25 protein-coding genes are annotated in these 23559 nt (G+C 40.7%); 1 reads left to right on the forward strand and 24 read right to left on the reverse strand.

The window, feature by feature from the left end; genetic code table 11:
• Positions 1 to 5: 5 nt before the first annotated feature.
• The 12 genes from ACIQXN_RS09210 to ACIQXN_RS09265 form a co-directional block, all read right to left on the reverse strand.
• Positions 6 to 176, reverse strand: a complete 171-nt coding sequence (locus tag ACIQXN_RS09210; protein ID WP_402965183.1) for a YpmA family protein — start codon at positions 174 to 176, stop codon at positions 6 to 8.
• 158 nt (positions 177 to 334) lie between these two features.
• Positions 335 to 3115 (reverse strand): ATP-dependent DNA helicase DinG, encoded by a 2781-nt coding sequence (dinG, locus tag ACIQXN_RS09215; protein ID WP_402965188.1) that lies wholly within the window; start codon positions 3113 to 3115, stop codon positions 335 to 337.
• A gap of 229 nt (positions 3116 to 3344) precedes the next feature.
• A complete protein-coding gene (gene panD, locus ACIQXN_RS09220; protein WP_402965193.1) occupies positions 3345 to 3728 on the reverse strand; it encodes an aspartate 1-decarboxylase in 384 nt (127 codons plus the stop codon).
• Positions 3729 to 3750: 22 nt separating this feature from the next.
• A complete protein-coding gene (gene panC / locus ACIQXN_RS09225; RefSeq protein ID WP_402965197.1) occupies positions 3751 to 4596 on the reverse strand; it encodes a pantoate--beta-alanine ligase in 846 nt (281 codons plus the stop codon).
• Positions 4593 to 5429, reverse strand: a complete 837-nt coding sequence (panB, locus tag ACIQXN_RS09230) for a 3-methyl-2-oxobutanoate hydroxymethyltransferase (protein ID WP_402965201.1) — start codon at positions 5427 to 5429, stop codon at positions 4593 to 4595. Before panB ends, panC begins: the two co-directional genes overlap by 4 nt.
• Positions 5430 to 5774: 345 nt before the next feature.
• Positions 5775 to 6755, reverse strand: a complete 981-nt coding sequence (locus tag ACIQXN_RS09235; protein WP_402965205.1) for a biotin--[acetyl-CoA-carboxylase] ligase — start codon at positions 6753 to 6755, stop codon at positions 5775 to 5777.
• The gene (locus tag ACIQXN_RS09240) at positions 6740 to 7933 is read right to left on the reverse strand and encodes a CCA tRNA nucleotidyltransferase (RefSeq protein WP_402965209.1); all 1194 of its coding nucleotides are present in this window, start codon (positions 7931 to 7933) and stop codon (positions 6740 to 6742) included. Before ACIQXN_RS09240 ends, ACIQXN_RS09235 begins: the two co-directional genes overlap by 16 nt.
• Positions 7934 to 7949: 16 nt before the next feature.
• Positions 7950 to 9089, reverse strand: a complete 1140-nt coding sequence (gene bshA / locus ACIQXN_RS09245) for an N-acetyl-alpha-D-glucosaminyl L-malate synthase BshA (protein WP_402965214.1) — start codon at positions 9087 to 9089, stop codon at positions 7950 to 7952.
• 4 nt (positions 9090 to 9093) lie between these two features.
• On the reverse strand, positions 9094 to 9807 hold the full coding sequence (gene bshB1, locus ACIQXN_RS09250; RefSeq protein WP_402965218.1) for a bacillithiol biosynthesis deacetylase BshB1: 714 nt from the start codon (positions 9805 to 9807) through the stop codon (positions 9094 to 9096).
• Positions 9791 to 10216, reverse strand: coding sequence for a methylglyoxal synthase (locus tag ACIQXN_RS09255; RefSeq protein ID WP_402965222.1), 426 nt, complete (start codon positions 10214 to 10216; stop codon positions 9791 to 9793). Before ACIQXN_RS09255 ends, bshB1 begins: the two co-directional genes overlap by 17 nt.
• Before the next feature lie 18 nt (positions 10217 to 10234).
• The gene (gene dapB / locus ACIQXN_RS09260; protein ID WP_402965226.1) at positions 10235 to 11035 is read right to left on the reverse strand and encodes a 4-hydroxy-tetrahydrodipicolinate reductase; all 801 of its coding nucleotides are present in this window, start codon (positions 11033 to 11035) and stop codon (positions 10235 to 10237) included.
• Positions 11036 to 11038: 3 nt separating this feature from the next.
• Positions 11039 to 11386, reverse strand: coding sequence for a nucleotide pyrophosphohydrolase (locus ACIQXN_RS09265; RefSeq protein ID WP_402965230.1), 348 nt, complete (start codon positions 11384 to 11386; stop codon positions 11039 to 11041).
• Positions 11387 to 11553: 167 nt separating this feature from the next.
• Between ACIQXN_RS09265 and ACIQXN_RS09270 the strand changes: the two genes are divergently transcribed.
• On the forward strand, positions 11554 to 12426 hold the full coding sequence (locus tag ACIQXN_RS09270; protein WP_402965233.1) for a YitT family protein: 873 nt from the start codon (positions 11554 to 11556) through the stop codon (positions 12424 to 12426).
• Positions 12427 to 12511: 85 nt separating this feature from the next.
• On the opposite strand, the gene ACIQXN_RS09275 is transcribed toward ACIQXN_RS09270, so the two are convergent.
• The 12 genes from ACIQXN_RS09275 to hisC form a co-directional block, all read right to left on the reverse strand.
• Complete coding sequence (locus ACIQXN_RS09275) at positions 12512 to 13186, reverse strand: zinc metallopeptidase (protein ID WP_402965237.1); 675 nt, start codon at positions 13184 to 13186, stop codon at positions 12512 to 12514.
• Positions 13187 to 13271: 85 nt separating this feature from the next.
• A complete protein-coding gene (gene ypjB / locus ACIQXN_RS09280) occupies positions 13272 to 14057 on the reverse strand; it encodes a sporulation protein YpjB (protein WP_402965241.1) in 786 nt (261 codons plus the stop codon).
• 116 nt (positions 14058 to 14173) lie between these two features.
• On the reverse strand, positions 14174 to 14770 hold the full coding sequence (gene lhaT / locus ACIQXN_RS09285; RefSeq protein WP_402965246.1) for a lipoprotein heptaprenylglyceryl N-acetyltransferase LhaT: 597 nt from the start codon (positions 14768 to 14770) through the stop codon (positions 14174 to 14176).
• Between the two features lie 162 nt (positions 14771 to 14932).
• Positions 14933 to 15700: a menaquinol-cytochrome c reductase cytochrome b/c subunit gene (locus ACIQXN_RS09290; RefSeq protein ID WP_402965249.1), complete on the reverse strand. Its 768-nt coding sequence runs from the start codon at positions 15698 to 15700 to the stop codon at positions 14933 to 14935.
• A 55-nt stretch (positions 15701 to 15755) separates the two neighbouring features.
• Positions 15756 to 16430 (reverse strand): menaquinol-cytochrome c reductase cytochrome b subunit, encoded by a 675-nt coding sequence (gene qcrB, locus ACIQXN_RS09295; protein WP_034307974.1) that lies wholly within the window; start codon positions 16428 to 16430, stop codon positions 15756 to 15758.
• Positions 16431 to 16433: 3 nt separating this feature from the next.
• The gene (locus tag ACIQXN_RS09300; protein WP_402965252.1) at positions 16434 to 16940 is read right to left on the reverse strand and encodes a QcrA and Rieske domain-containing protein; all 507 of its coding nucleotides are present in this window, start codon (positions 16938 to 16940) and stop codon (positions 16434 to 16436) included.
• 168 nt (positions 16941 to 17108) lie between these two features.
• Positions 17109 to 17561 (reverse strand): YpiF family protein, encoded by a 453-nt coding sequence (locus tag ACIQXN_RS09305; protein WP_402965257.1) that lies wholly within the window; start codon positions 17559 to 17561, stop codon positions 17109 to 17111.
• Between the two features lie 166 nt (positions 17562 to 17727).
• Positions 17728 to 18276: a ReoY family proteolytic degradation factor gene (locus ACIQXN_RS09310; protein ID WP_402966078.1), complete on the reverse strand. Its 549-nt coding sequence runs from the start codon at positions 18274 to 18276 to the stop codon at positions 17728 to 17730.
• A 32-nt stretch (positions 18277 to 18308) separates the two neighbouring features.
• Positions 18309 to 19577: a tetratricopeptide repeat protein gene (locus ACIQXN_RS09315; RefSeq protein WP_402965260.1), complete on the reverse strand. Its 1269-nt coding sequence runs from the start codon at positions 19575 to 19577 to the stop codon at positions 18309 to 18311.
• Positions 19578 to 19961: 384 nt separating this feature from the next.
• Positions 19962 to 21248, reverse strand: coding sequence for a 3-phosphoshikimate 1-carboxyvinyltransferase (gene aroA / locus ACIQXN_RS09320; RefSeq protein ID WP_402965264.1), 1287 nt, complete (start codon positions 21246 to 21248; stop codon positions 19962 to 19964).
• 28 nt (positions 21249 to 21276) lie between these two features.
• Positions 21277 to 22380: a prephenate dehydrogenase gene (locus ACIQXN_RS09325; protein WP_402965268.1), complete on the reverse strand. Its 1104-nt coding sequence runs from the start codon at positions 22378 to 22380 to the stop codon at positions 21277 to 21279.
• Between the two features lie 46 nt (positions 22381 to 22426).
• On the reverse strand, positions 22427 to 23539 hold the full coding sequence (gene hisC / locus ACIQXN_RS09330; protein ID WP_402965272.1) for a histidinol-phosphate transaminase: 1113 nt from the start codon (positions 23537 to 23539) through the stop codon (positions 22427 to 22429).
• Positions 23540 to 23559 lie beyond the last annotated feature (20 nt).

Genomic DNA, 23559 nt, shown 5'->3' on the forward strand with positions numbered 1-23559 from the left:
TCTCTCTATGTACGATAAATAGTAAATATCGCTTTTTCTTGATCTTTTGAATCCAATGCCAGCCCGAACATCAAATCGTCCTTTTTCAACGTTCGATTCAAAGAATCCACTATCTTATACAAATCAGGTGAATTTTGCAGCCTGACCGTCGAGATCACTTCAATTTTACTTTCCATGAAAATGCTCCTCCGTTTTAACTAAAAATTGTCAACAATCACTGGTATGTATGGGATTTCAAGGCATAACCACCTTCACATTATACCAGTTCATAAGTTATTTTTCTTCATTAATCCGCAAAATTCCACCTATATTCAGGAAAAGAATATTAGATTTTTTAAATCCACTCTTCAATCATATCTGCCATTTCACGGATTGAGACATGTTCCCATTCGGTAGCAGGAATCGATTTTTGAAATTCCGGACCGTATTTAGCAGTGATAACACGCTTATCCAGAACAATTAGCAAGCCTCGATCCTCCGGAGTACGGATTAGCCTACCGAATCCCTGCCGGAACCTTAGGAGGGCTTCAGGTAAAGAATAAGCAGAAAAGGCGTTTTTGCCCTGTTTTTCGAGTAGCTGGCATTTTGCGGCCGTAACCGGCTCATCAGGAGGTGAAAATGGTAGCCTGACAATGACCAGACATGATAAATCTTCACCCGGTATATCGACACCTTCCCAGAGACTTGTCGTACCAAAGAGCACCGCTTTCTCGAAACTTTGGAAGTTCCTGAGTAATCTCATGCGGCTCCCACCAGAAATTCCTTGTGCAAACAAAGTGAAATCATCCAGAACCTCAGAATCCTTTATGGCGTAATATGTTGCCCGCAACATCTCATGTGAGGTAAACAAGACCATCATCCTACCCTTGGCAGCCTGGGCAGCAACAATGATGTGGTTGGCCGCGTTCTCTGAAAATTCCTCAACCGTTAAACAGTTAATGTCGGGGAGATCGTTCGGCACCAAAACCTTCACAAGGTCTTTATAGGGAAAGGGTGAAGGGTAAATGGCTGTCTGGATCTTTTCATTTTCCAAGCCAAGTTGTGTTTTAAAATACTGAAAGGAATTTTTCACAGCTAAAGTGGCCGATGTCATAATCACACTCTTTTGACGTCCAAAATAAGAATCCCACAACCATTTGCTACCGGAAATGGGTTGGACAGTTAATGTAACACCGTGCTGTGGCGCCGCTTTTGTATAATCCAGCCAATAAATGTTTTCTTCATGTGGCATGATGAAACATTCATGTAAGGAATCTCTTGTATCTTGCAGATGTCCAAGCAACACCTCGATATCATTTAGGTAGAACAAGGCATTCTTCCCTAAAGATAACTCATTGTCCATTAACCGGTGCAATCGCTTCTGCAGTTCCATGATGATCGAACCTAACAAATCCACTAACCGTTCAGCTACAAGAATGGCCTGTTTCCAAATAGGCTCATTTATTTTAAAGGAAATTCGTTTTGGACTTACAGACCGTGAGAGCTTTTCTGCCTGAATGGCCAAAAAATAAAAAAGTTGGTCGAATTCATAGGAAAAGTCACTTAGCTTTTGATCAAATACATGGGATGGGTTACCATCTGACAATCCCTTATTCACAAGCAATTTTTCAAGTCTATAAAATAACTGCTTTTGATCGAAGGTTCCGAGCCTGTTAATCATGGTCTTAACTGAAATATAATGGAGCCGGCGTCCAAGTTGTGTAGAAGCAGCCTGTTCCAAATGATGGGCTTCATCCAAGACTAAATATCCTCTTTTGGGAATAAGGGCGTCTTCTGTAAGAAGATCGCTCATTAAAAAGGAATGGTTTGTAATAATGATATCGGCTTTTGCAGCTGTCTTCCTAGCTCGTTCAAAAAAGTCCAGCTGTATCCATGGCTTTTTCAATCCTACATATGTAAGACCATCACTTTGAAGCCTGTTCCAAAACAATTGTCCACCACTAGTAAGATTCAGTTCATCTTTATCGCCTGTTGCCGTTTCCGTCAACCAGACCAATATCTGCATCTTCGTCAAGGCGGTTTCATAATTATCTTCTTTTTCTCTCAATGCTCGCTCGAACTTGGCCAGACTCAAGTAATTGCTTCTTCCTTTTAATAAAACCGCTTTAAAGGAAAAAGGAAGGATTTTCTTCAACTTAGGTACTTCATTTTGAAGAAGCTGGTCCTGTAACTGAAGTGTATATGTAGAGACAACCACAGGCACATGATGCTTCTTGGCAAAGTATACAGCCGGAAGCAAATATCCCAGTGATTTTCCGATTCCCGTTCCTGCTTCTATAATGGCATTCTCCCGAGATTCGAAGGCGTGATGAATCAAGTTCATCATGCCTAGCTGACCATCTCTTGCTTCAAAGGCAGGGTATGCATTTTGAAGCATGGCTATTTTACCCTCATCATCCGCCGGGAATTCCGTCTCTTTATCAATATCTTCACTATCTTCGGTCACCTTTTTGAATGCAAGGCCCCTAAAGGTCGTAATTCCGGGTGAATGGACCTCGGTTTTTGCTAGTTTGCTCGCTATGCAAGCGTCGATTAATTCGGAAACCTCACTTTGTAAGGAAAAAGATAGTCGATATAATTGCTTAAGTGTCATCAATGGCAAGTTTAGGAGCTTTTTCTTCAACTCTAACAATAATAAAGCGGTAGCAAATGCATCGCTATCCGCTTGATGTGGGCGTGAGTGGTCTAAATTTTCTTCTTTAGCCAGCTGATGCAATTTATATCCATCGGATGTCGGTTTCATGATTTTCGCCAACTCAACCGTATCTAGCGTAGAACCATAAAAGGGCTCGAATCCGCATCTTACCAATTCTTCTTGTAAAAAAGATAAATCAAATAAAACATTATGGGCTACAAAGCAAGCCCCTTCAATAAGTTCGGCAATATTCTTTGCAACATCTTCAAAGTCAGGCGCATCTTTTACCGTCTCGTTACTGATTCCCGTCAATTCTTCGATGAACAGGGATATTTCTTGCCCAGGATGGATGAATGTTGAATATGTGTCAACAATCTGATCATTTTCAATGACCACACCTGCAAACTGGATGATCCTATCCCCTTTTTTGGGAGAATTCCCGGTCGTTTCTAAGTCAACCACTACATATCGTTGTGTCATGAATTTGTACCCCTCAAACTTCACTTTCTCTACTAGCTGATGAAATTCTCATATCTTTTTTATACCATACTACAAAGAATAAAGGAAACACTCCGATTATAAGAGAGCCGTATTACTTAATTAATGGAGATTACTTCGCCTATCTTGAAATGGCTGAAAGAATGCAAAAAAAAAGAGACGTCCTTATCATATGTATAAATCATACGTATGATAAGCCGCCCTTTATACTCTACATGACCGTCGCTTGCGGTTCATGTGAAATCAGTTCAATGATTTGGTTATTTTCATTCATGATTGCCACTTTAGGCTGATGTTCACTCAGCCTCTCTTCCGCTACCATCACGTAAGAAATGATAATGATGATGTCTTCTGGCTGAACGAGTCTTGCAGCTGCTCCGTTTAAGCAGACAACTCCGCTACCCCGTTCTCCTGCTATAACATATGTCTCTAACCTTGCACCATTATTATTGTTGACGATTGCCACTTTTTCATTTGGTAAAATGCCCACGGCATCGATAATATCTTGATCTATCGTAATACTGCCGACATAATTCAAATTTGCTTCCGTTACCCGTGCACGATGGATTTTCCCATTCATCATAGTACGATACATGATTATTCCCCCTATAGTTGTTTTATATCGTCAATGTAATATTATCAATGAGTCTTGCACGTTTAAACTTCACGGCCAATGCAATGATGATTTTCCCCTTCAGTACATCAAGTAACTTCAGATCCGGATATTGATAAACTTCAACATAGTCAATTATGCCTTTTGTCTCTGCTTGTATATGCTCCTTGATGAGAGCAATAACCTTTTGTGGATTTCTTTCCCCTCTATCGATGGCAGCCTTCGCCTTCACTAAACTTTGGTACAATTCTTTTGCTTCGAGACGTTCTTCTTTAAGCAGGAAGACATTACGTGAACTCTTTGCCAAACCATCTTCCTCCCGAACTATATCAACAGGTACGAGCTTAATGGGAAAATTGAAATCCTGTATCAATCCGTCGATGATTGCTACTTGTTGTGCATCTTTCATCCCGAAATACGCCTTATCAGGAAGAATGATATTAAAAAACTTGGTAACGACAGTTGCTACGCCATCAAAATGCCCAGGTCTCTTTCTACCACACAAGCAGTCGGTGCGATTTTGAACAATGACTTTGACAGAGGGATCTTCCCCATACATTTCATACACTGTCGGATAGAAAAGATAATCCACTCCCGCATCGACTGCAAGACTTTCATCACGAGCCAAATCACGTGGGTAAGTCTCAAAATCCTCATTGGGTCCAAACTGTAATGGATTGACGAAAATGCTTAAAACGACGAGATCATTTTCTCTACGGGCATTTTCTAAAAGGGCAACATGCCCCTCGTGCAAATACCCCATCGTGGCCACATAGCCTATACTTTTTTTATTGGATTTTTCATGGCGGATTACTTGCTGTAATTCCTTTGCTGACGTAAAAGTTTTCATCTTTTGCCCCCGTAAAGCGCATGAAGATGTTCTTCCTTCATCGTAAAAGAATGCTCTCTAGTCGGAAAATCACTTTTTTTCACTTCATTCACATAACTTTTAATGGAATTCCCAATCAATTCATTAGCATTTCCATATACTTTGACAAATTTCGCTACCCGATCCACCCCGTATGTGATGAGATCATGAAAGACGAGGACTTGTCCATCCGTTTCCGATCCTGCTCCAATTCCAATTGTGGGAATGGTTAAGGTTTGGGTAATACGCTCCGCTACTTGATAGGGGACGCATTCAAACACAATGGCCATCGCCCCTGCAATTTCACATTTTTTGGCATCTTCCATTAGCTTTTTAGCAGCTTCGGCATCTTTCCCCTGAACTTTATATCCCCCAAGCACGCCAACTGATTGGGGTGTCAAACCAAGATGTGCGACAACTGGAATCCCGGCCTTCGTCAAAACGGAAATTTTTTCGACAACATCATCTGCCCCTTCAACCTTCACAGCATCTGCCTTGCCTTCCTGCATAATTCGGGCTGCATTCTTAAGCGTTTCATCCCTAGATAGATGGTAACTCATAAAGGGCATATCCGTTACGACAAAGGTATCAGGAGCCCCACGCTTCACTGCTTTTGTATGATGAATCATGTCTTCAATGGTAACCGGTATAGTAGAGTCATAACCTAACACGACCATCCCTAATGAATCGCCAACCAAAATCATATCGACACCGGACTGTTCCGCTACCTTTGCCGACGGATAATCATAAGCAGTCAGCATGACGATCTTTTCACCATTTTGTTTCATTTCCAAGAAATCACCGGACAACTTCATTTCGTTTCCTCCTTAATTAGAGGAGATGAAAACATCAGCGTTTTATAAACTGGTGTCAAACATTAGGTGCACAAAAAAAGACCGACTAAACAGAGGCCCTGCTCAATAGAATAAATGACCAACACTGGCCTTTATTTTCTTGAGCAAAGTACTTTTCCCTTTAGTCGATCTTTTATTAACATCAGAAGTTTCATCCCTCCGTCCCCGTCCAACCGTTTGGATCAAGGCAGATTTTCAAATATTTTTTGTATGCTTGAGGTGCAGTTCAATCATGATACTGCCCACTTGAATTATATCAAGCCACATTCGATTATTCTATTTATTTTTCTTTAATTCTACAAAAATCTACTGAATTTCTATGTCAGCAGAATAAATAGAATGGACGGTTCCTAGGTCATCTTCAAGAAGCAGAACGCCTGCATCCGTTATTCCAAGTGCCTTACCCACGATTGTCTCATTAACGGTACGTGCTTTAATAACTTGTCCTAAACTGATGGCATAGCTTTCCCAAAGGAGCTTGATAGGCATGAATCCTTCTTGTAGATAAAGTGTATACAAATTTTCCAGGCGTATCAAGAATCGCTGAATGACTTTGGCTCTCGAAACCTGTACCCCACCTTCAATGAGGAGAGAAGACGCTTTCTCCTGCAAGTCTTCTGGAAAGTCTTCTATTTGTTGATTGGTATTTATGCCAACCCCAATAATGACGGAATGTATTCTATCGGATTCCGCCTGCATTTCTGTCAGGATCCCTGTTACTTTTCTACGATTTATTAAAATATCATTTGGCCATTTAATCTGAGGTTGGAGATTGGTAGCATCCTCTATGGCCTGGGCTACAGCCACCGCTGCCAACAATGTCAATTGTGGCGCCTGGTGGAGCGGTATTTTTGGACGCAGTATCAGGCTCATCCAAATTCCAGTGGATTTAGGAGAATGCCATGATCTCATGAGCCTTCCTTTCCCTGATATTTGTTCCTCCGCTATGATAAGAGTACCTTCTTGAGCACCTTCATTAGCAAGCTGGTGGGCAATTTTTTGTGTGGATTCGACCGATTCCTGATAATGAATCTGTTTTCCGAGAGTTTTTGTCTCCAGACCAAATTGGATTTCACTTGTCGACACTTTTTCTGGAGCGGAAATAATTCGGTAGCCTTTTTTCCGAACAGCTTCAACCTTATACCCTTCATTGCGAAGGTCTTCTATATGCTTCCAAACAGCTGTACGTGAACAACCAATATATTCAGCTATTTCCTGTCCGGAGATAAATGCGCCATTCGCTTTTGAGAGGGCTTGCATCATCTTTGTTCTTAAATCAGATTGCATGTATTTAGCCACTCCTTAATTTCGCCTTTTTCATTTTTTATTTCCGAATTCAATACAGCTACCAAAATCTGTTCCAAATATTTTTTTACCCATGGCCCTGGTTTTTCTTTATGCCATGTCAGTAAATCCTCACCCGATACGGCAAGATCGGACATGTGCGTAAGAGAAAGGCTTTCGTGCATTAACTTCATCAACTCTTCGGCCTCCAAAACATTTCGATCATTTACGATAGCCTTGACTTTAGCTGCTTGAACCGCATGAATCTGCCCTGCCTTGAACACTTCTAAGGTAGACGCTTCAAATGTGGGTTCCTTTTTGACTAGTTGAAGAATGCGTTGGATGCTCCTGATTGTTTTCACAGGAAGCTTCCATTCTCGCAATGAAGCCTCAATATTCTTCATGTTGGTATAAATTAAGATGACCGCCCACATTTCAGTCACTGTTAATTGATGAAGCGGGAGGAGTAATAACTTTTCCAAATTACCCTTTTGACCAGCAAATTGAGGAAGATATTGATATAATCCACTTTCCAGAAGAAGATTGAGTGCCTTGATCCGATTGTCGCCTGCTAAAAGCTTTTCAAACTCCACAAGGATTCTTTCAACCGCTATTTCTCTCAAGATAGGGCCATTCTTCTTTAATGAATTGAACGTTTCCTGATCAAGGTGAAAATCCAGCTGACTGACAAACCTTAAGGCGCGCATCATTCTAAGGCCATCTTCAGAAAAACGGTCATGTGGATTACCAACCGTCGTTATCTTTTTTTGTGAAAGGTCACGTTGCCCATTATACGGATCGATGATTTCTCCGGATTTATCCATGGCGATTGCATTCATCGTAAAGTCCCTTCTTTGTAAATCCTCAGTCAAGGAACGAACAAATTGCACGGAATCAGGCCGGCGATAATCCGTATATCCACTTTCTGTTCGAAAAGTCGTAATCTCGTATGTCCCCGACTTCATTATCACAAGGACTGTTCCATGTTCGATTCCGACATCTGCCGTTTTAGGAAAAATCGCTTTCACTTCCAAAGGCGTGGCGGAGGTTGCAATATCTACGTCATTAATGGGTCTACCAAGTATGTAATCCCTTACCGATCCCCCAACAAAATAAGCTTCGAATCCCGCCTCTTCAATCCTTTCAAGAATCGGCACTGCTTCCAAAAATAACTGATCCATCAGCATTCCCTCCTCACTACTCCAATGAATTAGTCCCGAGGATATCCATATAAATTGCTTCATACTCTTTCATGATGGTATCTGAATGGAATTCTGAATTGGCACGTTCAAAAGCAGCTTTTGAAAACTGTTGATGTAAAGTTGGATCGCTTAAAAGTTTAATCGCTTTTTGAGAGACCATTTCGATGTCTCCCAATTCACAGATATAACCTGTTTCTCCATCTACAATGACTTCGGGTATCCCCCCTACATTCGTTCCAATGCAAGGTACACCGCAAGCCATCGCTTCTAACAGTACAAGCCCGAAACTTTCTTTTTGTGATAACAATAAAATCAAATCACTGATCGAATACAACTCGGCCAGGTTATCCTGCTTGCCTAAAAATAATACCTTATCGCTGATACCTAGGTCTTTCGTCAATTTTAAAACAGTCGTGACTTCAGGTCCATCCCCAACAAGAAGAAGCTTACCCGGCACCTTTTTTTGCGTTAAATAGAATGCCTGTACCACATCTTGGACACGTTTGACTGTACGGAAATTAGATACGTGAATGATGATTTTCTCATTTTCCTTGATTCCATATTCATCCCTTAAATATCTGGAATCTGTTTTATGGTAATCCCGTTCATCAATAAAATTATAAATCGTTTTGATATCCTTATCCGGGGCAATTAACTCATGTGTTTGCTGAACAAGTGAATGAGAAACTCCTGTAACCACATCGGATTGTTCAATACCAAATTTGATCAAATTAGATAATGATGGATCATGGCCAAGGACAGTTATATCCGTCCCATGGAGCGTTGTGACGATTTTCACTTTATTCCCTGACATCTGCTTTGCCAAAATGGCGCAAACCGCGTGAGGTATTGCATAATGAACATGCAGAATATCGAGTTCTTCCCGCTTAACAACCTCCGCTATTTTGCTCGCAAGGGCCAAATCATAGGGTGGATATTGGAAGACGGAATATGAATTAACCTCCACTTGATGATAATATATGTTATGGTACATCTTATTTAGCCGGAACGGGAGACTCGAAGAAATAAAATGAATCTCATGTCCCTTTTCCGCTAACATTTTGCCCAACTCGGTTGCAACGACGCCTGACCCGCCTACAGTCGGGTAGCAGGTAATTCCGATTTTTAATTTCATATGCTTATATTTCCCCTAACAAATCAGTTTCGACCAAAAATGGTTTTTTTGACATGAACCCTTCCGCATAGTCGACGCCCACTTCTTTGCCAAACATTCTCTCACGTGCTTCGACAGTCTCGATATAGCCGTTAACAAGCGGAGTATCCACCGTGGTGAGCTTTTGTTCGAATTGACTTTCATAGGCTCTAAGACTATCCAATTTCGTTAAAATCGTAGAAGTGATGTCAATGACAAATTCAGGCTTATGAAAGCCATTTATCATGTAATAGTACATATTTTTAACACGGTGGGCTTCCAGGCCGGAATTCTCCATGTATTTTCTAACACCTGCAGAAAAAACTGCCTCTTCAACTAATTTTGCACAGTTTCCATGGTCTGGATGGCGGTCTTCATGATAAGGTGCAAATACAAGTTTTGGCTTATACTGACGAATGACCCCAATTACTTTTTGTATGTATTCTTCTTTCATATATAATCCGCGATCTGGAAGATCGAGGGAAATCCTCTTGACTCCAAGGATTTCTGCCGCCCTTTCTGCTTCCTTCATCCTCAATGGGACAGTCCCATTGGATGACATCTCAGCCTTCGTCAAATCGCAGATAACGATGTTCTTACCTTGTAGTGCATATTTGGCTAACGTGCCGCCCATACCGATTTCAACATCGTCTGCATGGGCCCCGAATGCCAAGATATCTATATTATTTTTGCTTGTCATTAATCTCACCTTGTTTTTCTCTAAGTTTGAGCCAGTCCATATATCCATGTTTAAGTCCTTGTATAAGAACTTCCGCCGTTCCCATATTCGTGGCCAGCGGTATTTCATAGACATCGGAGAGGCGTATAAGTGCTGATACATCCGGTTCGTGAGGTTGGGATGTTAAAGGGTCCCTAAAAAATAGAACCATATCCATTTCACCCCTGGCTATCATCGCCCCGATTTCTTGGTCTCCCCCAAGGGGTCCAGAATGGAAGCGGTGGATGGGCAATGATACTTCGTCGATGATCCGTTGACCCGTTGTACCCGTAGCGAAAAGTTCATGTTGCTGAAATACTTCCTTATAGGCCATAACAAATTGTATGATATCTTCTTTTTTCTTATCATGAGCAATTAAAGCAATTCTCATCATTTGCCTCCTTAATTCCTACTCGATAATATTTTCTAAACCATATACAAGTACATCGAGTTTCATGACTGTATCGACCGCAAGCTTTACTCCAGACATGAATGATGCACGGTTAAATGAATCATGCCGTACCGTCAAAAGTTCCCCATCACTACCGAACAGTACCTGTTGATGAGCAACAAGTCCCGGAAGACGTACACTATGGATATGCATGCCATCGATATTTGCTCCTCGAGCTCCTTGAATCGTCTCTTTCTCATTCGGGTGACCTTGTTCTTTTGCTTCACGAACAGCCGCTATCATATCTGCCGTTTTGGCAGCAGTGCCAGACGGTGCATCCAGTTTTTGATCATGATGCATTTCGATGATCTCTACGTCAGGGAAGTATTTGGCTGCCATTTGTGAAAACTTCATCATCAAGATAGCCCCAATTGCAAAATTGGGTGCGATGATGCAACCAATGCCTTTTTCCTTAGTCAAAGAATCCAGTTTCTCTAAATCGTCCTTTGAAAAACCAGTCGTACCCACTACGGGACGAATGCCGTGCTTCAGCGCAGTTTCCGTATGATACATCCCCACTTCTGGCGTTGTTAAATCAATTAATACATCTGCTTCTTCATTTGAAAAACACTCATTGATATCTGAATAAACGGGAGCTTCAATCCCACTGAATCCTTCGATATTCGAGAGATTCTCTCCATCATATTTACGATCGATAACAGCGGCTAATTGAAACCCTTCTGTTCTATGTACTAATTTTACCGCTTCATTTCCCATTCTGCCACGAGGTCCTGCTACAATAACTCTGACATTACTCACCTATCATTTCCCCCTCTTCGCCATCATCTTTTTTGTCCATCTGTCTTTATCCCGGGTTGTAAATTTATGCATAACTAAATCATGCGAATCTTGTAAATCTATCCCCAGTGAATTTGCAAAACATATCATCACAAACAGCATATCACCCAATTCTTCTTCAACCGTATTTTCTTTCTCAGTCGATTTCTTCGGCTTTTCGCCATAGTAATGATTAACTTCTCTTGCCAGTTCCCCGAGCTCTTCAGACATGCGTGCAAGCATGGCCAAAGGACTAAAATATCCTTCTTTAAATTGTCCTATGTATTGATCGACCTCTGTTTGCATTTGTTGAATCGTTTTCTTTTTCTCCATAATGTCACCCATTCTTGATTTTGGATTACAAAAATATCATTTCTCTTCCATGTTAGCTAAAAGTGTATGAGATGACAACCGATACGACCTTGTAATCATTGCTCATATGTGGGTAATTAGTTATAATAAGTAAATTATCTGTATACATACGTTTTGGGGGTATAGACATGCTTTACGGTTTAAAATTCAAAAATATGTTATTCATTTTTGTAGGAGCTGGAATTTTTGCATTCGGCCTTGTCCATTTCAATATGCAAAATAACTTGGCAGAAGGTGGGTTCACTGGACTTACCTTGATTATATATCAACTCATTGGAATAAATCCGTCATATTCCAATTTGATCTTAAATATTCCGCTTTTCTTTTTAGGTTGGAAATATTTAGGTCGGACTTCTTTTTTCTATACGATCATCGGTACGGTCAGTTTATCGGTCTGGCTATGGATATTCGAAAGATACCAGTTTAAATTCGACCTTGGTGATGATTTAATGTTGGTTGCCTTGTTTGCAGGGGTCTTTGTTGGTATAGGTCTGGGCATCATATTCCGTTATGGTGGAACCACTGGTGGTGTTGATATTATTGCCCAGTTTGCTCATCGCTATTTAGGAATGGGAATGGGAAGGACCATGTTTATCTTCGATGCGGTCGTTATCGGCCTCTCCATTTTAACCTATTTGGATTACCGAGGAGCAATGTACACCCTCGTAGCTGTATTCATAGGTGCACGTGTGATCGATTTTATGCAGGAAGGCGCCTATGCAGCAAGAGGAGCGCTAATTATCAGTGAGAAAAACGCAGAAATTGCCGAAAAGATCATGAAAGATATGGAGCGGGGTGTCACCGTGCTGAAAGGATATGGTTCTTTCACAAAAACCAATAGGGAAGTCCTTTATTGTGTCGTGGCAAAAAATGAGCTTGTCCGTTTAAAAAATGCCATTACTTCAGTGGACCCCCATGCCTTTGTTTCTGTCAGTGAAGTGCATGACGTGCTGGGCGAAGGCTTTACCCTCGATGAAAACAAAAATCCAATTATACGTTAATCCGCTAATGGATGTATCGAGGGCCATGGAGTAAAAGAGTATATATAGAAAAAGGCATGATTTCGAAATGAAATCATGCCTTTTTTTAATCTTCTTCTCTCATGCCAGTATACATAAGCAAAAGTCGAACTAATTCAAGTACGGCTACAAGAGCAGCAGCTACATATGTCATTGCGGCAGCACTCAACACTTTTTTCGTTTCTCTTTCTTCGTCATTACGGATGACTCCGACGGAAACAAGTTGATCCATTGCCCGTGAGGAAGCGTTAAACTCTACTGGCAGCGTGACTACCTGGAACAATACGGCTGCTGCCATGAATACGATACCCGCTAATAGTAGGCCAGGTATATTAGCTAACATACCAACCAATATCAAAATCCAAGAAATGTTGGATCCAAAGTTAGCAACCGGAACTAACGCATGGCGTATGCGCAAGAATGCATACGCTTCTTGATCTTGAATAGCATGTCCCACTTCATGGGCAGCAACAGCTACACCCGCAACGGAATGACCGTGATAATTATCCGTCGATAACCGAACCGTCTTATCCCTAGGATCATAGTGATCTGAAAGCATACCAGGTGTTTCTTCGACCCTTACATTGTAAAGTCCATTCTGATCCAAAATGGCCCTAGCCGTCTCTGCACCATTCATACCTGATGAAGCTGGCACTTGAGAGTACTGTTTATACGTACGCTTCACTTTCATTTGCGCGTAAATCGGGATTAAGATGATAATCGCCAAATAAATGAAATACATGGTTTCCTCCTAAAAACATTAATTACTTTTTATTCTATGGATAGTAAATGCTTATGTCAAATATAGTGTTCTTTCCAAAAGGGCTTCAGTCTTCCCGTTCCTTTTTTGGTTTTTCACGGTCTCCCTCGTATTTTCTGAAACCCACATAAGAAAGCGTCATAATTATAATGCTACCCGTGGATATGATTACCCACCATAAGGAAGGATCCGTATCATCCTGTCCCATTTCTTCAAAAACAGAGGTAAGTTCTTCCTGTAAAGCTTCAAATTCCTTTTGACTGCCACTTTCCCTCATCACTTCAGGACGGTAATGATCAATATATTGTATTCGGGTATCCAGCTGCTGGATCGTTTCCTTAGAAAGGTCCACTTTTAAACTCGGATATATCATTTCATACTGAGAAAGGAATAAGTTCAATTGATTATTGAATGCAGTGGCGTCTTGTTTGAATGCTGCATCCTTCGTTTGATTGAAAGAATTCATCATTTGATCCTCCATTTCGGTCCATAGAGGCTGATGTGTAGACTTCACTGCATCCATAACAAGCCTAAACTTGGTTACAGAGTTAATCTTTTCAGAATCCCCCTTATTCATATCCCTAATCGCCAACAACGCTTCATTATGTGCTACTGTGATTATCCGAAGTTCGTCCATATCAAGGATGGGCTCTATCGCTGTTTTTTTAATAAATTGATCAGAAAAATATGTCAGCATCTTTTCTGAATCATCATATCGCTTCAACTTGGCCATTTCGAGAGCTTTATCAGAAATGTTATCTAATTTATCCAAATTTGAAGAGGATTCTGCATAAACAGGAAAAATCAAGATGGCAAATAAAAGGGCAGTGATTAATATGAATTTTTTCAACATGCTACTCGTCCCTCCTCATATCTCTACTAAAACGATATGAGCCAAAAAACATGAGTAGACCATGTTCACAATAAAAAATTAAACCCGCTCATACAAATATGAACGGGATGACCTGTTTATTTTATGAAAGAAAGTGTAAACCGCTTTTTTCTTAACCCAAAATACCAACCGACGAAAATAGACAATATACTGAGCCAAAAAGTGAAATAGCCTATCAAATCCATATAAGCCAACAGATCCCGATAGCTTGGCATCATCCCAAAAACATAGTCAATCATCTCATTATGTATCGTCCATATCCCGGCTACAATTAGATGCCAAGGCTTTATCCTGTAGAATGGTGCGTAAATAATCCCCTGAATCGCCATTCCTAAATGAGATGCCATTAACATATAACCTTCTAACGGCAATGAGCCAGTCGTCATAAAGGTCAGCATGTTCATCACAACAGCCCAGATACCGTATTTAAATAAGGTTATGATTGCTAAAGCCTCAAAAAGACCAAAGTTCTTTTTCAATATAAACCCTAATAAAACAAGTGAAAAAAACAAGGAAGCCGTTGGACTATCCGGGACAAAAGCTAGGAAAATAGCCGGTGTGTCCGCCAATTGATAACCATACCAATAATATCCATATACCGTTCCGAATACATTCACTAGTAACAACAAAATGAGGATTTGCCGATTTGCAAACCAACCATATATCACATTCATCACTTTTCCCCCATATTCTCAATACATCCATATTACAGATTCTATCCTATAAAATCCAAGATTTCTTGGCAAATAAAAATTCATTTCATTAAAAAGGGCTGACAACTAAGCTGTCAGCCCTTTTTATTCAACATTATAATTAGAAGACACTACTTTCAACCATTATTTTGCCGATAAACCAGAAACGAATTCTGCTAATGTCTTCAATTCTTCATCAGTACCTTTGAACATGCCAGCTGGCATAGCTCCTTGACCTTTGACGGCAATTTTTGAGACTTCTTCTGGGCTCAAACCTGTATCAATCAAGCTAGGTGCTCCTGCTCCACCCGTGAGCTCTGCTCCATGACAGCTTATACAGCCACTTGATTCCATAATCTTATAACCATCACTATCTTTATCGATGTCAGCACCTTCTACGATTGCTCCTTGCTTTTTAGAAGCTTCCCAATCGTGATGGGCTGCGGATTCCCATGTTAGATAAAACACGCCAGCAATGGCTAGTAACATGAAACCTACAGCAAATGGCCGTTTAGCGGGACTACGCTCAGGACCACGATCTAAAAATGGTGCCAGTAGTAATGCGCCAAAAGCTAAACCTGGTATAACCATAGCTCCAATTGCATTGTATGGACCTGAAGCATAGGTATACTTAAGTAACTGGTAAAGGAATAGAAAATACCAGTCAGGCAGCGGAATGTACGCTGTATCTGTCGGATCGGCTATCCTTTCCAATGGGGACGGATGTGCAACTGTCAAACATAAATAGCCAACGAGAAATACAGCTCCGACCATCCATTCTTTTAAAAGGAAATTTGGCCAAAATGCTTCAGTTTTCCCTGGATACTCAGAATAATCTTTCGGAATATTCGGTTTACGGTTCGCAGAAATACGCGAGTCACCTACGAATTTCATACCTTTCCCACGATGCATCGAATGATCCCCTCCTTTATGAAAAGGTTTTTATGATTCTAATTTCATAATTATTTTATAGTGGACCTGAAATACCTTGTTTGCGAATCATCAAGAAATGAGCCGCCAGTAATGCAAATAATGCTGCAGGCAGGAAGAATACATGAATGGCAAAGAATCGAGTCAATGTCTGTGCTCCAACGATTGTTGGGTCCCCTGCTATCAATGTCTTAAGTGCCGGCCCCATTAATGGTACCGATTCGACAATTGTCAGTGTAACTTTGGTTGCGAATAGCGCTTTCATATCCCATGGCAATAAGTAACCGGTTAAACCCAATGCCAACATAATGAAGAAAATTAATACGCCGACCATCCAGTTCAATTCACGCGGTTTTTTGTAGGCTCCCTGGAAGAATACACGAAGAGTATGTAAGAACATCATAACGATAACTAGACTTGCTCCCCAGTGATGCATGCCACGGACAATTTGACCGAAAGCGACTTCATTTTGTAAATAATATACCGATTCCCAAGCGTTCTTGATATCGGGTACATAATACATCGTCAAGAACATACCTGACAAAATCTGGATGACCGTGATAAAGAAAGTTAACCCACCAAAACAATATACGAATGCAGAAAAATGATGCGCAGGGTTAACATGTTCAGGAACCTCATGGTCAGCAATATCCCGCCATAACGGCGTAATGTCTAAACGCTCGTCCACCCAGTCATATAACTTTGTTAGCAATGTTTACGCCTCCCCGTGCGGTTTTAGTTGACCTAAATAAAGAATTCCGTCTTTTTCTTTCGTTTCAAAGACATCCAAAGGTGAAATCGGTGGTGTCCCTTTCACATTCATGCCATCTTTTGTGTACCTACCATAATGGCAAGGACAGAAGAACTGGTTCGGATTGGATTTATCCGTATTCCACGCTACCGTACAACCTAAATGCTTACAAATTGGAGATAGGGCAACCAACTTCCCATCATCCGTTTTATAAACCCAAGCTGTATTTGTTTCTTCGGACTCATACCACCCGTCGACCTGCTTAAAGCTAAAATCGACGCGGACTGGTTCTGTAGTCAGTTCACTTACCTTCTGCTTAGTTGCAATGTAATCCCCGCCTTTATCTGCGGATAGTACAGGATCGATTGCGAACCTAACCATAGGCATCAACATTCCGGCCGCCATAAATCCACCAACGCCAGTAAGTGTGTAATTAAGGAATTGACGTCGTGAAACATTATGTTTGCTCATGCGTTTTCCCCCCCTCTATTACTATATTGAGAGCCCAATGGACCACTAAATAGCAACACTATAAAACTAGGACATTTCCATGATATATCAATAATTTCCCAAGGTCAATATTTGGAAAACCCAAAAGGTGGCAAGTATGTGTCAAAAATTGAAAAAAAACCTTATTTTTTAACTTTTCCAATAAAAAGTAAATATATCTCTAATTTGACTTACCTGTTGGTTAACCATGTCTCTAGCTTGAGTATTTTCTAAATTTTCAAGCGGAATGGAAGGAATCCAAATTAAATGCTGCTCCAATTCCTTTTCGTACTTTTTCCACTCAATGTCTGATGTAAGGTAAAATACATGTTTAAAATTGTTTGTCTCCAGTTTTTTAGTCCAACGCTTTATCATGTGAAGCTTTTCCTCTTCATCACTCAGGTAATGATAAGTTGGCATTAAAAGCATTCTGCCTTTCATTTGTTTCTCAATTTCCAGGCTTAAGATAGTAATGAATTCATTGTTCGACCCGGACTGTGTCATATGTTCTCCAAAAGAGAGGGGAACCAATGGTATTAACGCCGTATCTACAAACTCTTTTGCTTGGACATACATATCCAATTCTTTTGCTGACCACTTCATAATCTACACTCCAATCCCACTTTAACGAATCAACTCCATTCCATTGTACCATTTATTATAATATCTTTACCATATACCCCTAGTATTCATAAAAATGTAGTTTTTAACCATATTTTCATAAAAAAAATAAAAACCTTTCCTGCGTTCCGGAAAGGTTTTTAAAAGGTTAGCCTAGCACTTTTAATTGATTCAATTGTTCGGTTAGATCCTTAAATGCTTGTTCATCATGTTTATCCAGCGCTTCATCGATTTCCTTGAGAATTCGGTCCCTCTCGAAATGAAGCATGCTTTTCTCTAAAAATTGCTCAGCCAGTAGCTGATCTTTTTCATTGGCAGCTGTCGACTTCGGCATGAACGGATTATTCTCCAATACTGCGGCGTAATGATATGATGAATAGGCTGATTTAAAATTAAGTTGGATATAAATATCCTCATCGCGATTTAATCGAATATCGTGAAAAGATTTTTCTGCATCCGTTGTCATGATATTCGACTTATAAAATCTAAACGGGACTTCTTCCACACAATGGGTAGACATGATAAGACCACGGGGACAATATTGTGCATTCTCTACAAAATGGACCTTTTTCATTAATTGGTCGTGACTCATCAGATAATTTAAAATCCAAACACATTCTCTTCTTTTAAGTTGATAATGATTTAAAAACCACCGAATAAAATCCTTTTTCTCATTTACAGAAACAGGGGTAGCCACCATGAATTCCCTCCTCTGTCTTACTATTTTTTTTAAAACTCTGAACTTTCCCCTAGACGCTCCAATATCATCACATATTCATCATTTGCAGGGTTCAACACAAGGAGCTTATTAAATACTTCTCTAGCTGTAGCGCTGTCTCCTTCTTCAATTAAAAAGAAACCGTAATCTTCAAGAAAATCTGGATTGCTCATGAAAGAATTATATGCTTTATGATAGCTGGTTAATGACTCTTTAAATTGTTCTGTTTTTTGATAACAGACAGCTGCTATCCATTCAAATTGTGGATCATCCTCGCCGTATTTCCTTACCTCACCTATACATTCTAATATATCTTCATATCTTTCATGGTGCATATAGAGTTTAAGTAGGGTTAGCGCAGCTTCCAAGTATCCGGGATCGATGGCCAACGCCTCTCTGAATAGGTTCTCCGCTTCTTCCTCCAAACCGCTTTTCAAGGCAATCTTACCACCGAAGAAATAGAGTTCCTTATTGAACTCGTCTGCTTTGATACCTTCCTTGACGGTATTCAAAGCTTTTTCGAGATCCTCTAGGTGCTCATAACTCTTAGCCAGATATAAATATAGGGAGTGGTACTCATGGTCTATTTCCTTTAATTCATTGAACTTACGAACGGCTGTTTCATAAAGACCAGCTTGGAAAGCCGTAAACGCATATTCAAATAGTGTATTAATTTCAATTCCACTATCCAAAGCTTTTTCAAAATAAGGAAGGGCCTCTTCGAATTTTCCAGAACTACTTAGCGCTTCAGCAAGACGCTGATTGACATTCACCCCTGCAATATCATTTTCCTGTTCTAAAACCTTTATGTAATTTGCAATGGCTTCCTGATCTCTTCCTTGATGGTAAAACAGTTCAGCTAGCGCAAAATCAATGATTATCTCATCTGGCAGTAATTCCTTTGCCTGCAGCAGTTTCCTTTCACTGACCTCGCTCATTCCCTGTAATTGATAAAGGTCCGCTTCTAATAAAAGGGCACTTGGATAGACTTCATCGTCCGGACTGACTTTTTCAAGCATAAGCATTGCTTCATCTTCTTGGTCCATGTCAATGAGGATTTCAGCTAAAGAAACAATCAACTCACCTTCGTCAGGATACAATGCCAGCAAATGCTCAAAAAGATCCTTCGCTTCTTCTACAAAACCAAGTTGAAACATTTCCTCAGCCAACAATAAAATGTCCTCTGCCGACTCTGATGATTTAATTCGATTTATATGTTTAAGAGCTTCTGTTAATTCCCCTTTTTTTAAATACTGAATAACTTGTTCTACTATATTCATAGCTGCTTCCTTCCTTTTTACATAGACTTAGTCTCTAGACAAACAGTATCACGTACAAGCGTCTCTTTTCCTATCACAGAAAGAAGTAAACGAATCGTGAAGATGTTTAGTAAAAACGGTAATGTTTAGTTTACCATACTGCAGCCCTGAAATTCCATCGATGTAATTCCCCCCATTCTTGATAAAAAAAGGTTACTATCTAATTCTCCATAGAAAGGTAAATCTCCTTTTTGATTAAAGAGAACCTTTTCCAATAATAGCAGCAATTAAATTACATGGTTAGTTAAAATGATAGCGTTTACAATATTTTTTCTAGGTAAGGCCGTCATTTTAAAAAAATAAAAAAAGTTTGCAGAACCTGACTGTCCGCAAACTTTTTTCACTTCACTTTATCAAGTATGTTAAATGTTCGAAAAATTGAGGGTAAGAAACATCAATCGCTCCTGGGTCCTCAAGTTCAACTTCACCATCCGTAATCAATGACGCTATCGCAAGCATCATTCCAATACGGTGATCCCCATGGCTCGTCACCGTTCCACCCTTTAGGGATTTACGTCCACGGATAATCAATCCATCTGAAGTAGGCGTTATATCCGCTCCAAGGATGGTTAGCTCCTCGGCCACTGTATCTATCCTGTTTGTCTCTTTCACCTTTAATTCACTTGCATCCTTGATTGTGGTAATGCCTTCCGCTTGGGTGGCTAGAAGAGCAAGGATCGGAATTTCGTCAATTAGGCGTGGAATCAAGTCGCCGCTAATCGTCGTCCCTTTTAATTGGGAGCTCCGCACAGTAACGTCCCCTGCTGGTTCTCCTTCTCCTGCATATAACTCGACCGTTATATCCGCTCCCATGGCCTTCATTACTTCGATAATGCCCGTTCTTGTTGAATTAAGCCCTACGTTCTTCAAAACAACTTCACTGTCCTTTGTAATCGCCGCAGCTACCATGAAGAACGAAGCCGAAGAAATATCGCCCGGTACATGTATAGTGGTCCCTTTGAATGATTGGTTTCCACACACTTTGATTGTGTGCCCGTCTTTTTCAATTTTCCCACCAAACTGCTGGATCATCCGTTCAGTATGGTCACGGGTTGCTTCCGGTTCCACGATGATCGTTTCTCCTTCGGCTTGTAGCCCCGCAAGGATAATGGCAGATTTGACCTGGGCACTCGCTACAGGCAATTGATAGCGAACCCCTTGTAATTGCCCGCCCCTTATGGAAAGGGGCGTGTATTCGCCGTCTTTACGTCCGTCTATGAGCGCTCCCATCTCCCGGAGGGGATTCACCACTCTTGTCATCGGCCGTTTAGCGATGGAGGAATCGCCAGCGAGGACTGCAGAAAAGTCTTGTCCAGCCAAGATACCTAGCATCAGTCGAATGGTCGTTCCAGAATTTCCGACATCCAGAACTTCTCTTGGCTCAGTCAAACCATTGAATCCTTTTCCTTCTATTCGGACCTGCTTGCCATCTTGTTCAATGTTGACGCCAAGCTGCTTGAAACAGGAGATTGTACTTAAACAATCCGCACCAGGTAAAAAATTAGTGACCGTCGTAACTCCCTCGGCAAGCGCTCCAAACATAATCGACCGATGTGAGATAGACTTGTCTCCCGGTACTGCTATCGTACCTCGCAATGATTGAATGTTCGTCTGCAAACTTTTAGTCTTCATACAACCATCCTTCCGCTATTTTTTTAGGTCATGCCAAAATCGTTTCATAATCGGTATGTCTTGCCACGCAATCTGCGGCTTTAATCCGGTCTTCCTCTGTCTGAAAGCTGATGACGAGGACACCATAAATTTCTTCCCTAGTTTCGATGATACGTATATTCGTTATACTGATTCCTTCCTGAGCCAAATAACCGGTGATCTCCGATATGATACCTGAGTAATCAGGTATATCAATATATAAATCGTAAAAGGCTGGAATGGCCCCTTTCATATTGCTCGGCAAGTCGTCCCTATATACCTTGGCATCAGTAAAGAAACGAAAGATTTCTTCAGAATCTTCATTGGCTACGAGCTCTCTGATATGTTCCATTTCCGTTAACCAATCATTCATCAAAGTTAATAATACATCTCGATTATGTAATAAAATATCACGCCACATTTCCGGATTACTGGAAGCTATCCTTGTAATATCACGGAAACCTCCTGCAGCAAGCCTTGAAATCAGTTCATTTTCCTGACTGTATAATTCCGCCTGTTTGACAAGTCCTGAGGCGATGATGTGGGGGAAATGACTGATTACGCCCGTAATTCTGTCATGGGTAGCAGGCGAGACAACCAAAAAGTTAGCTCTTGTGCCACTTAACCATCCTTTCAAATGGTCTATTTTTTCATCCTCAACATCTTCCCCTGGAGTAAGCAAATAAAACGCATGCTCAAATAAATGCAATTTCGCGGCCCCTGCCCCGCTTTTATGGGAACCAGCCATTGGATGGCCCCCTATGAAAGTGTAGCCCCTATTCACCAAGCTGCTCGCAGCATTCACAACGGTTGTTTTTGTACTGGCAGCATCCGAAATGATGACATCCCTTTTCAAATCCAAATGAGCTAATTCCGATAAAATCCGTACCGTTTCATTGACGGGCACTGCCAATAAGATTAAATCCGCTTCACAAGCACCCGCATCGAGAGAAGGAACGGAATCATCAATGATTCCTAATAATGAAGCCAGGTGTGAATTTTTTTCGTTTACATCATAGCCAACAATCACAGCGTCAGGATGAGCATGGCGGATAGCCATCGCCAAAGATCCACCAATTAGTCCGAGGCCGATTACAAAAACCTTTCCCTTCACTCTTCTGTCCCCCCGCTTCTTTTGCTCCTCTAACTTTAATGAAAGATTAAGATAATGAATTAGAAGGCAAAGCCAGTTCATTCAAGAATGATTTAATGGTACGAATCATTCCCTCATTTTCTTCTGTCGAACCTATCGTTACACGGACGCTATTTGGAAAACCGAATGATTTTCCGGATCTTGCAATGTATCCTCGCTCGAGCAAATACTGAAATACCACATCCGCCTCATGTTTGAAGTGAATGAAAATGAAATTACCTTGAGAAGGGTAATAAGCAAGATTTTCCGAATCGCAAAACTCATAATATTGTTGCAGGCCATTTTGGTTCTCCGTCCTACATTTTTCAATGAAGGCTTGATCCTCTAATGCCACGACAGCAATTTTCTGCCCAAATGTATTTACATTGAATGGTTCACGTGATGGATCAAGTTTTTGGATAATATCCTCATCAGCCAATCCATATCCAACTCTAAAACTTGCAAGACCATAAATTTTTGAAAAGGTTCGTAGAATGATCAGATTTTTATATTTATTGATCCACTGATTGGTCCGAGGATAATCCTCTGCCACTGCATATTCACTATACGCTTCGTCCAAAACTACAAGTACATCTTCCGGAACCTTTTCAAGGAATGCTACTAAATCGGTTTCAGGTATGTATTTCCCTGTCGGATTATTAGGCGTACAAATCCAAACAACAGACGTATTCCCATCAATGGCTTTTAGCATACCATCTAGATCATGTGCCCCATCAATATGCGGAACCTCTCTAACTTCTGCCCCTTCAAGTGTTGCATTATGAAGATACTGTGAAAAAGTTCCCGTCGCCATAACGGTATTTTTGCCCGCGCCGAGCAAACTTCTGGAAATTATTTGAATGTTCTCATCGGATCCATTCCCGAAAATAAGCTGTGTCTCTTTTACACCTGTATGCTTGGCAACAGCCTTTCTTAGAGAAGTTGCATATCCATCCGGATAAATAGCGAAGGAATGGGTTGCATTTTTTATGCTTTCTTTAACCTTTTCCGAACACCCGAACGGATTTTCATTGGAAGCAAGTTTCACTATCTTCTCCAGCCCATACATTTTCTTCACTTCATCGGTTGATTTTCCTGGTTGATAAGATTTTAAGGAAAGGACCGCTTCATTCCATTTCATATCATTCACCCCTATTTTCA

It is taken from the genome of Peribacillus sp. NPDC097295 (genome assembly GCF_044761665.1).
Classification (GTDB): domain Bacteria; phylum Bacillota; class Bacilli; order Bacillales; family DSM-1321; genus Peribacillus.

Coding starts and splice junctions, on each gene's coding strand:
- ACIQXN_RS09210 (WP_402965183.1), bottom strand. CDS start 176: ATGGAAAGTAAAATTGAAGTGATCTCGACGGTCAGGCTGCAAAATTCA.
- dinG (WP_402965188.1), bottom strand. CDS start 3,115: ATGACACAACGATATGTAGTGGTTGACTTAGAAACGACCGGGAATTCT.
- panD (WP_402965193.1), bottom strand. CDS start 3,728: ATGTATCGTACTATGATGAATGGGAAAATCCATCGTGCACGGGTAACG.
- panC (WP_402965197.1), bottom strand. CDS start 4,596: ATGAAAACTTTTACGTCAGCAAAGGAATTACAGCAAGTAATCCGCCAT.
- panB (WP_402965201.1), bottom strand. CDS start 5,429: ATGAAGTTGTCCGGTGATTTCTTGGAAATGAAACAAAATGGTGAAAAG.
- ACIQXN_RS09235 (WP_402965205.1), bottom strand. CDS start 6,755: ATGCAATCTGATTTAAGAACAAAGATGATGCAAGCCCTCTCAAAAGCG.
- ACIQXN_RS09240 (WP_402965209.1), bottom strand. CDS start 7,933: ATGGATCAGTTATTTTTGGAAGCAGTGCCGATTCTTGAAAGGATTGAA.
- bshA (WP_402965214.1), bottom strand. CDS start 9,089: ATGAAATTAAAAATCGGAATTACCTGCTACCCGACTGTAGGCGGGTCA.
- bshB1 (WP_402965218.1), bottom strand. CDS start 9,807: ATGACAAGCAAAAATAATATAGATATCTTGGCATTCGGGGCCCATGCA.
- ACIQXN_RS09255 (WP_402965222.1), bottom strand. CDS start 10,216: ATGAGAATTGCTTTAATTGCTCATGATAAGAAAAAAGAAGATATCATA.
- ACIQXN_RS09265 (WP_402965230.1), bottom strand. CDS start 11,386: ATGGAGAAAAAGAAAACGATTCAACAAATGCAAACAGAGGTCGATCAA.
- ACIQXN_RS09270 (WP_402965233.1), top strand. CDS start 11,554: ATGCTTTACGGTTTAAAATTCAAAAATATGTTATTCATTTTTGTAGGA.
- ACIQXN_RS09275 (WP_402965237.1), bottom strand. CDS start 13,186: ATGTATTTCATTTATTTGGCGATTATCATCTTAATCCCGATTTACGCG.
- ypjB (WP_402965241.1), bottom strand. CDS start 14,057: ATGTTGAAAAAATTCATATTAATCACTGCCCTTTTATTTGCCATCTTG.
- lhaT (WP_402965246.1), bottom strand. CDS start 14,770: ATGAATGTGATATATGGTTGGTTTGCAAATCGGCAAATCCTCATTTTG.
- ACIQXN_RS09290 (WP_402965249.1), bottom strand. CDS start 15,700: ATGCATCGTGGGAAAGGTATGAAATTCGTAGGTGACTCGCGTATTTCT.
- ACIQXN_RS09300 (WP_402965252.1), bottom strand. CDS start 16,940: ATGAGCAAACATAATGTTTCACGACGTCAATTCCTTAATTACACACTT.
- ACIQXN_RS09305 (WP_402965257.1), bottom strand. CDS start 17,561: ATGAAGTGGTCAGCAAAAGAATTGGATATGTATGTCCAAGCAAAAGAG.
- ACIQXN_RS09315 (WP_402965260.1), bottom strand. CDS start 19,577: ATGAATATAGTAGAACAAGTTATTCAGTATTTAAAAAAAGGGGAATTA.
- aroA (WP_402965264.1), bottom strand. CDS start 21,248: ATGAAGACTAAAAGTTTGCAGACGAACATTCAATCATTGCGAGGTACG.
- hisC (WP_402965272.1), bottom strand. CDS start 23,539: ATGAAATGGAATGAAGCGGTCCTTTCCTTAAAATCTTATCAACCAGGA.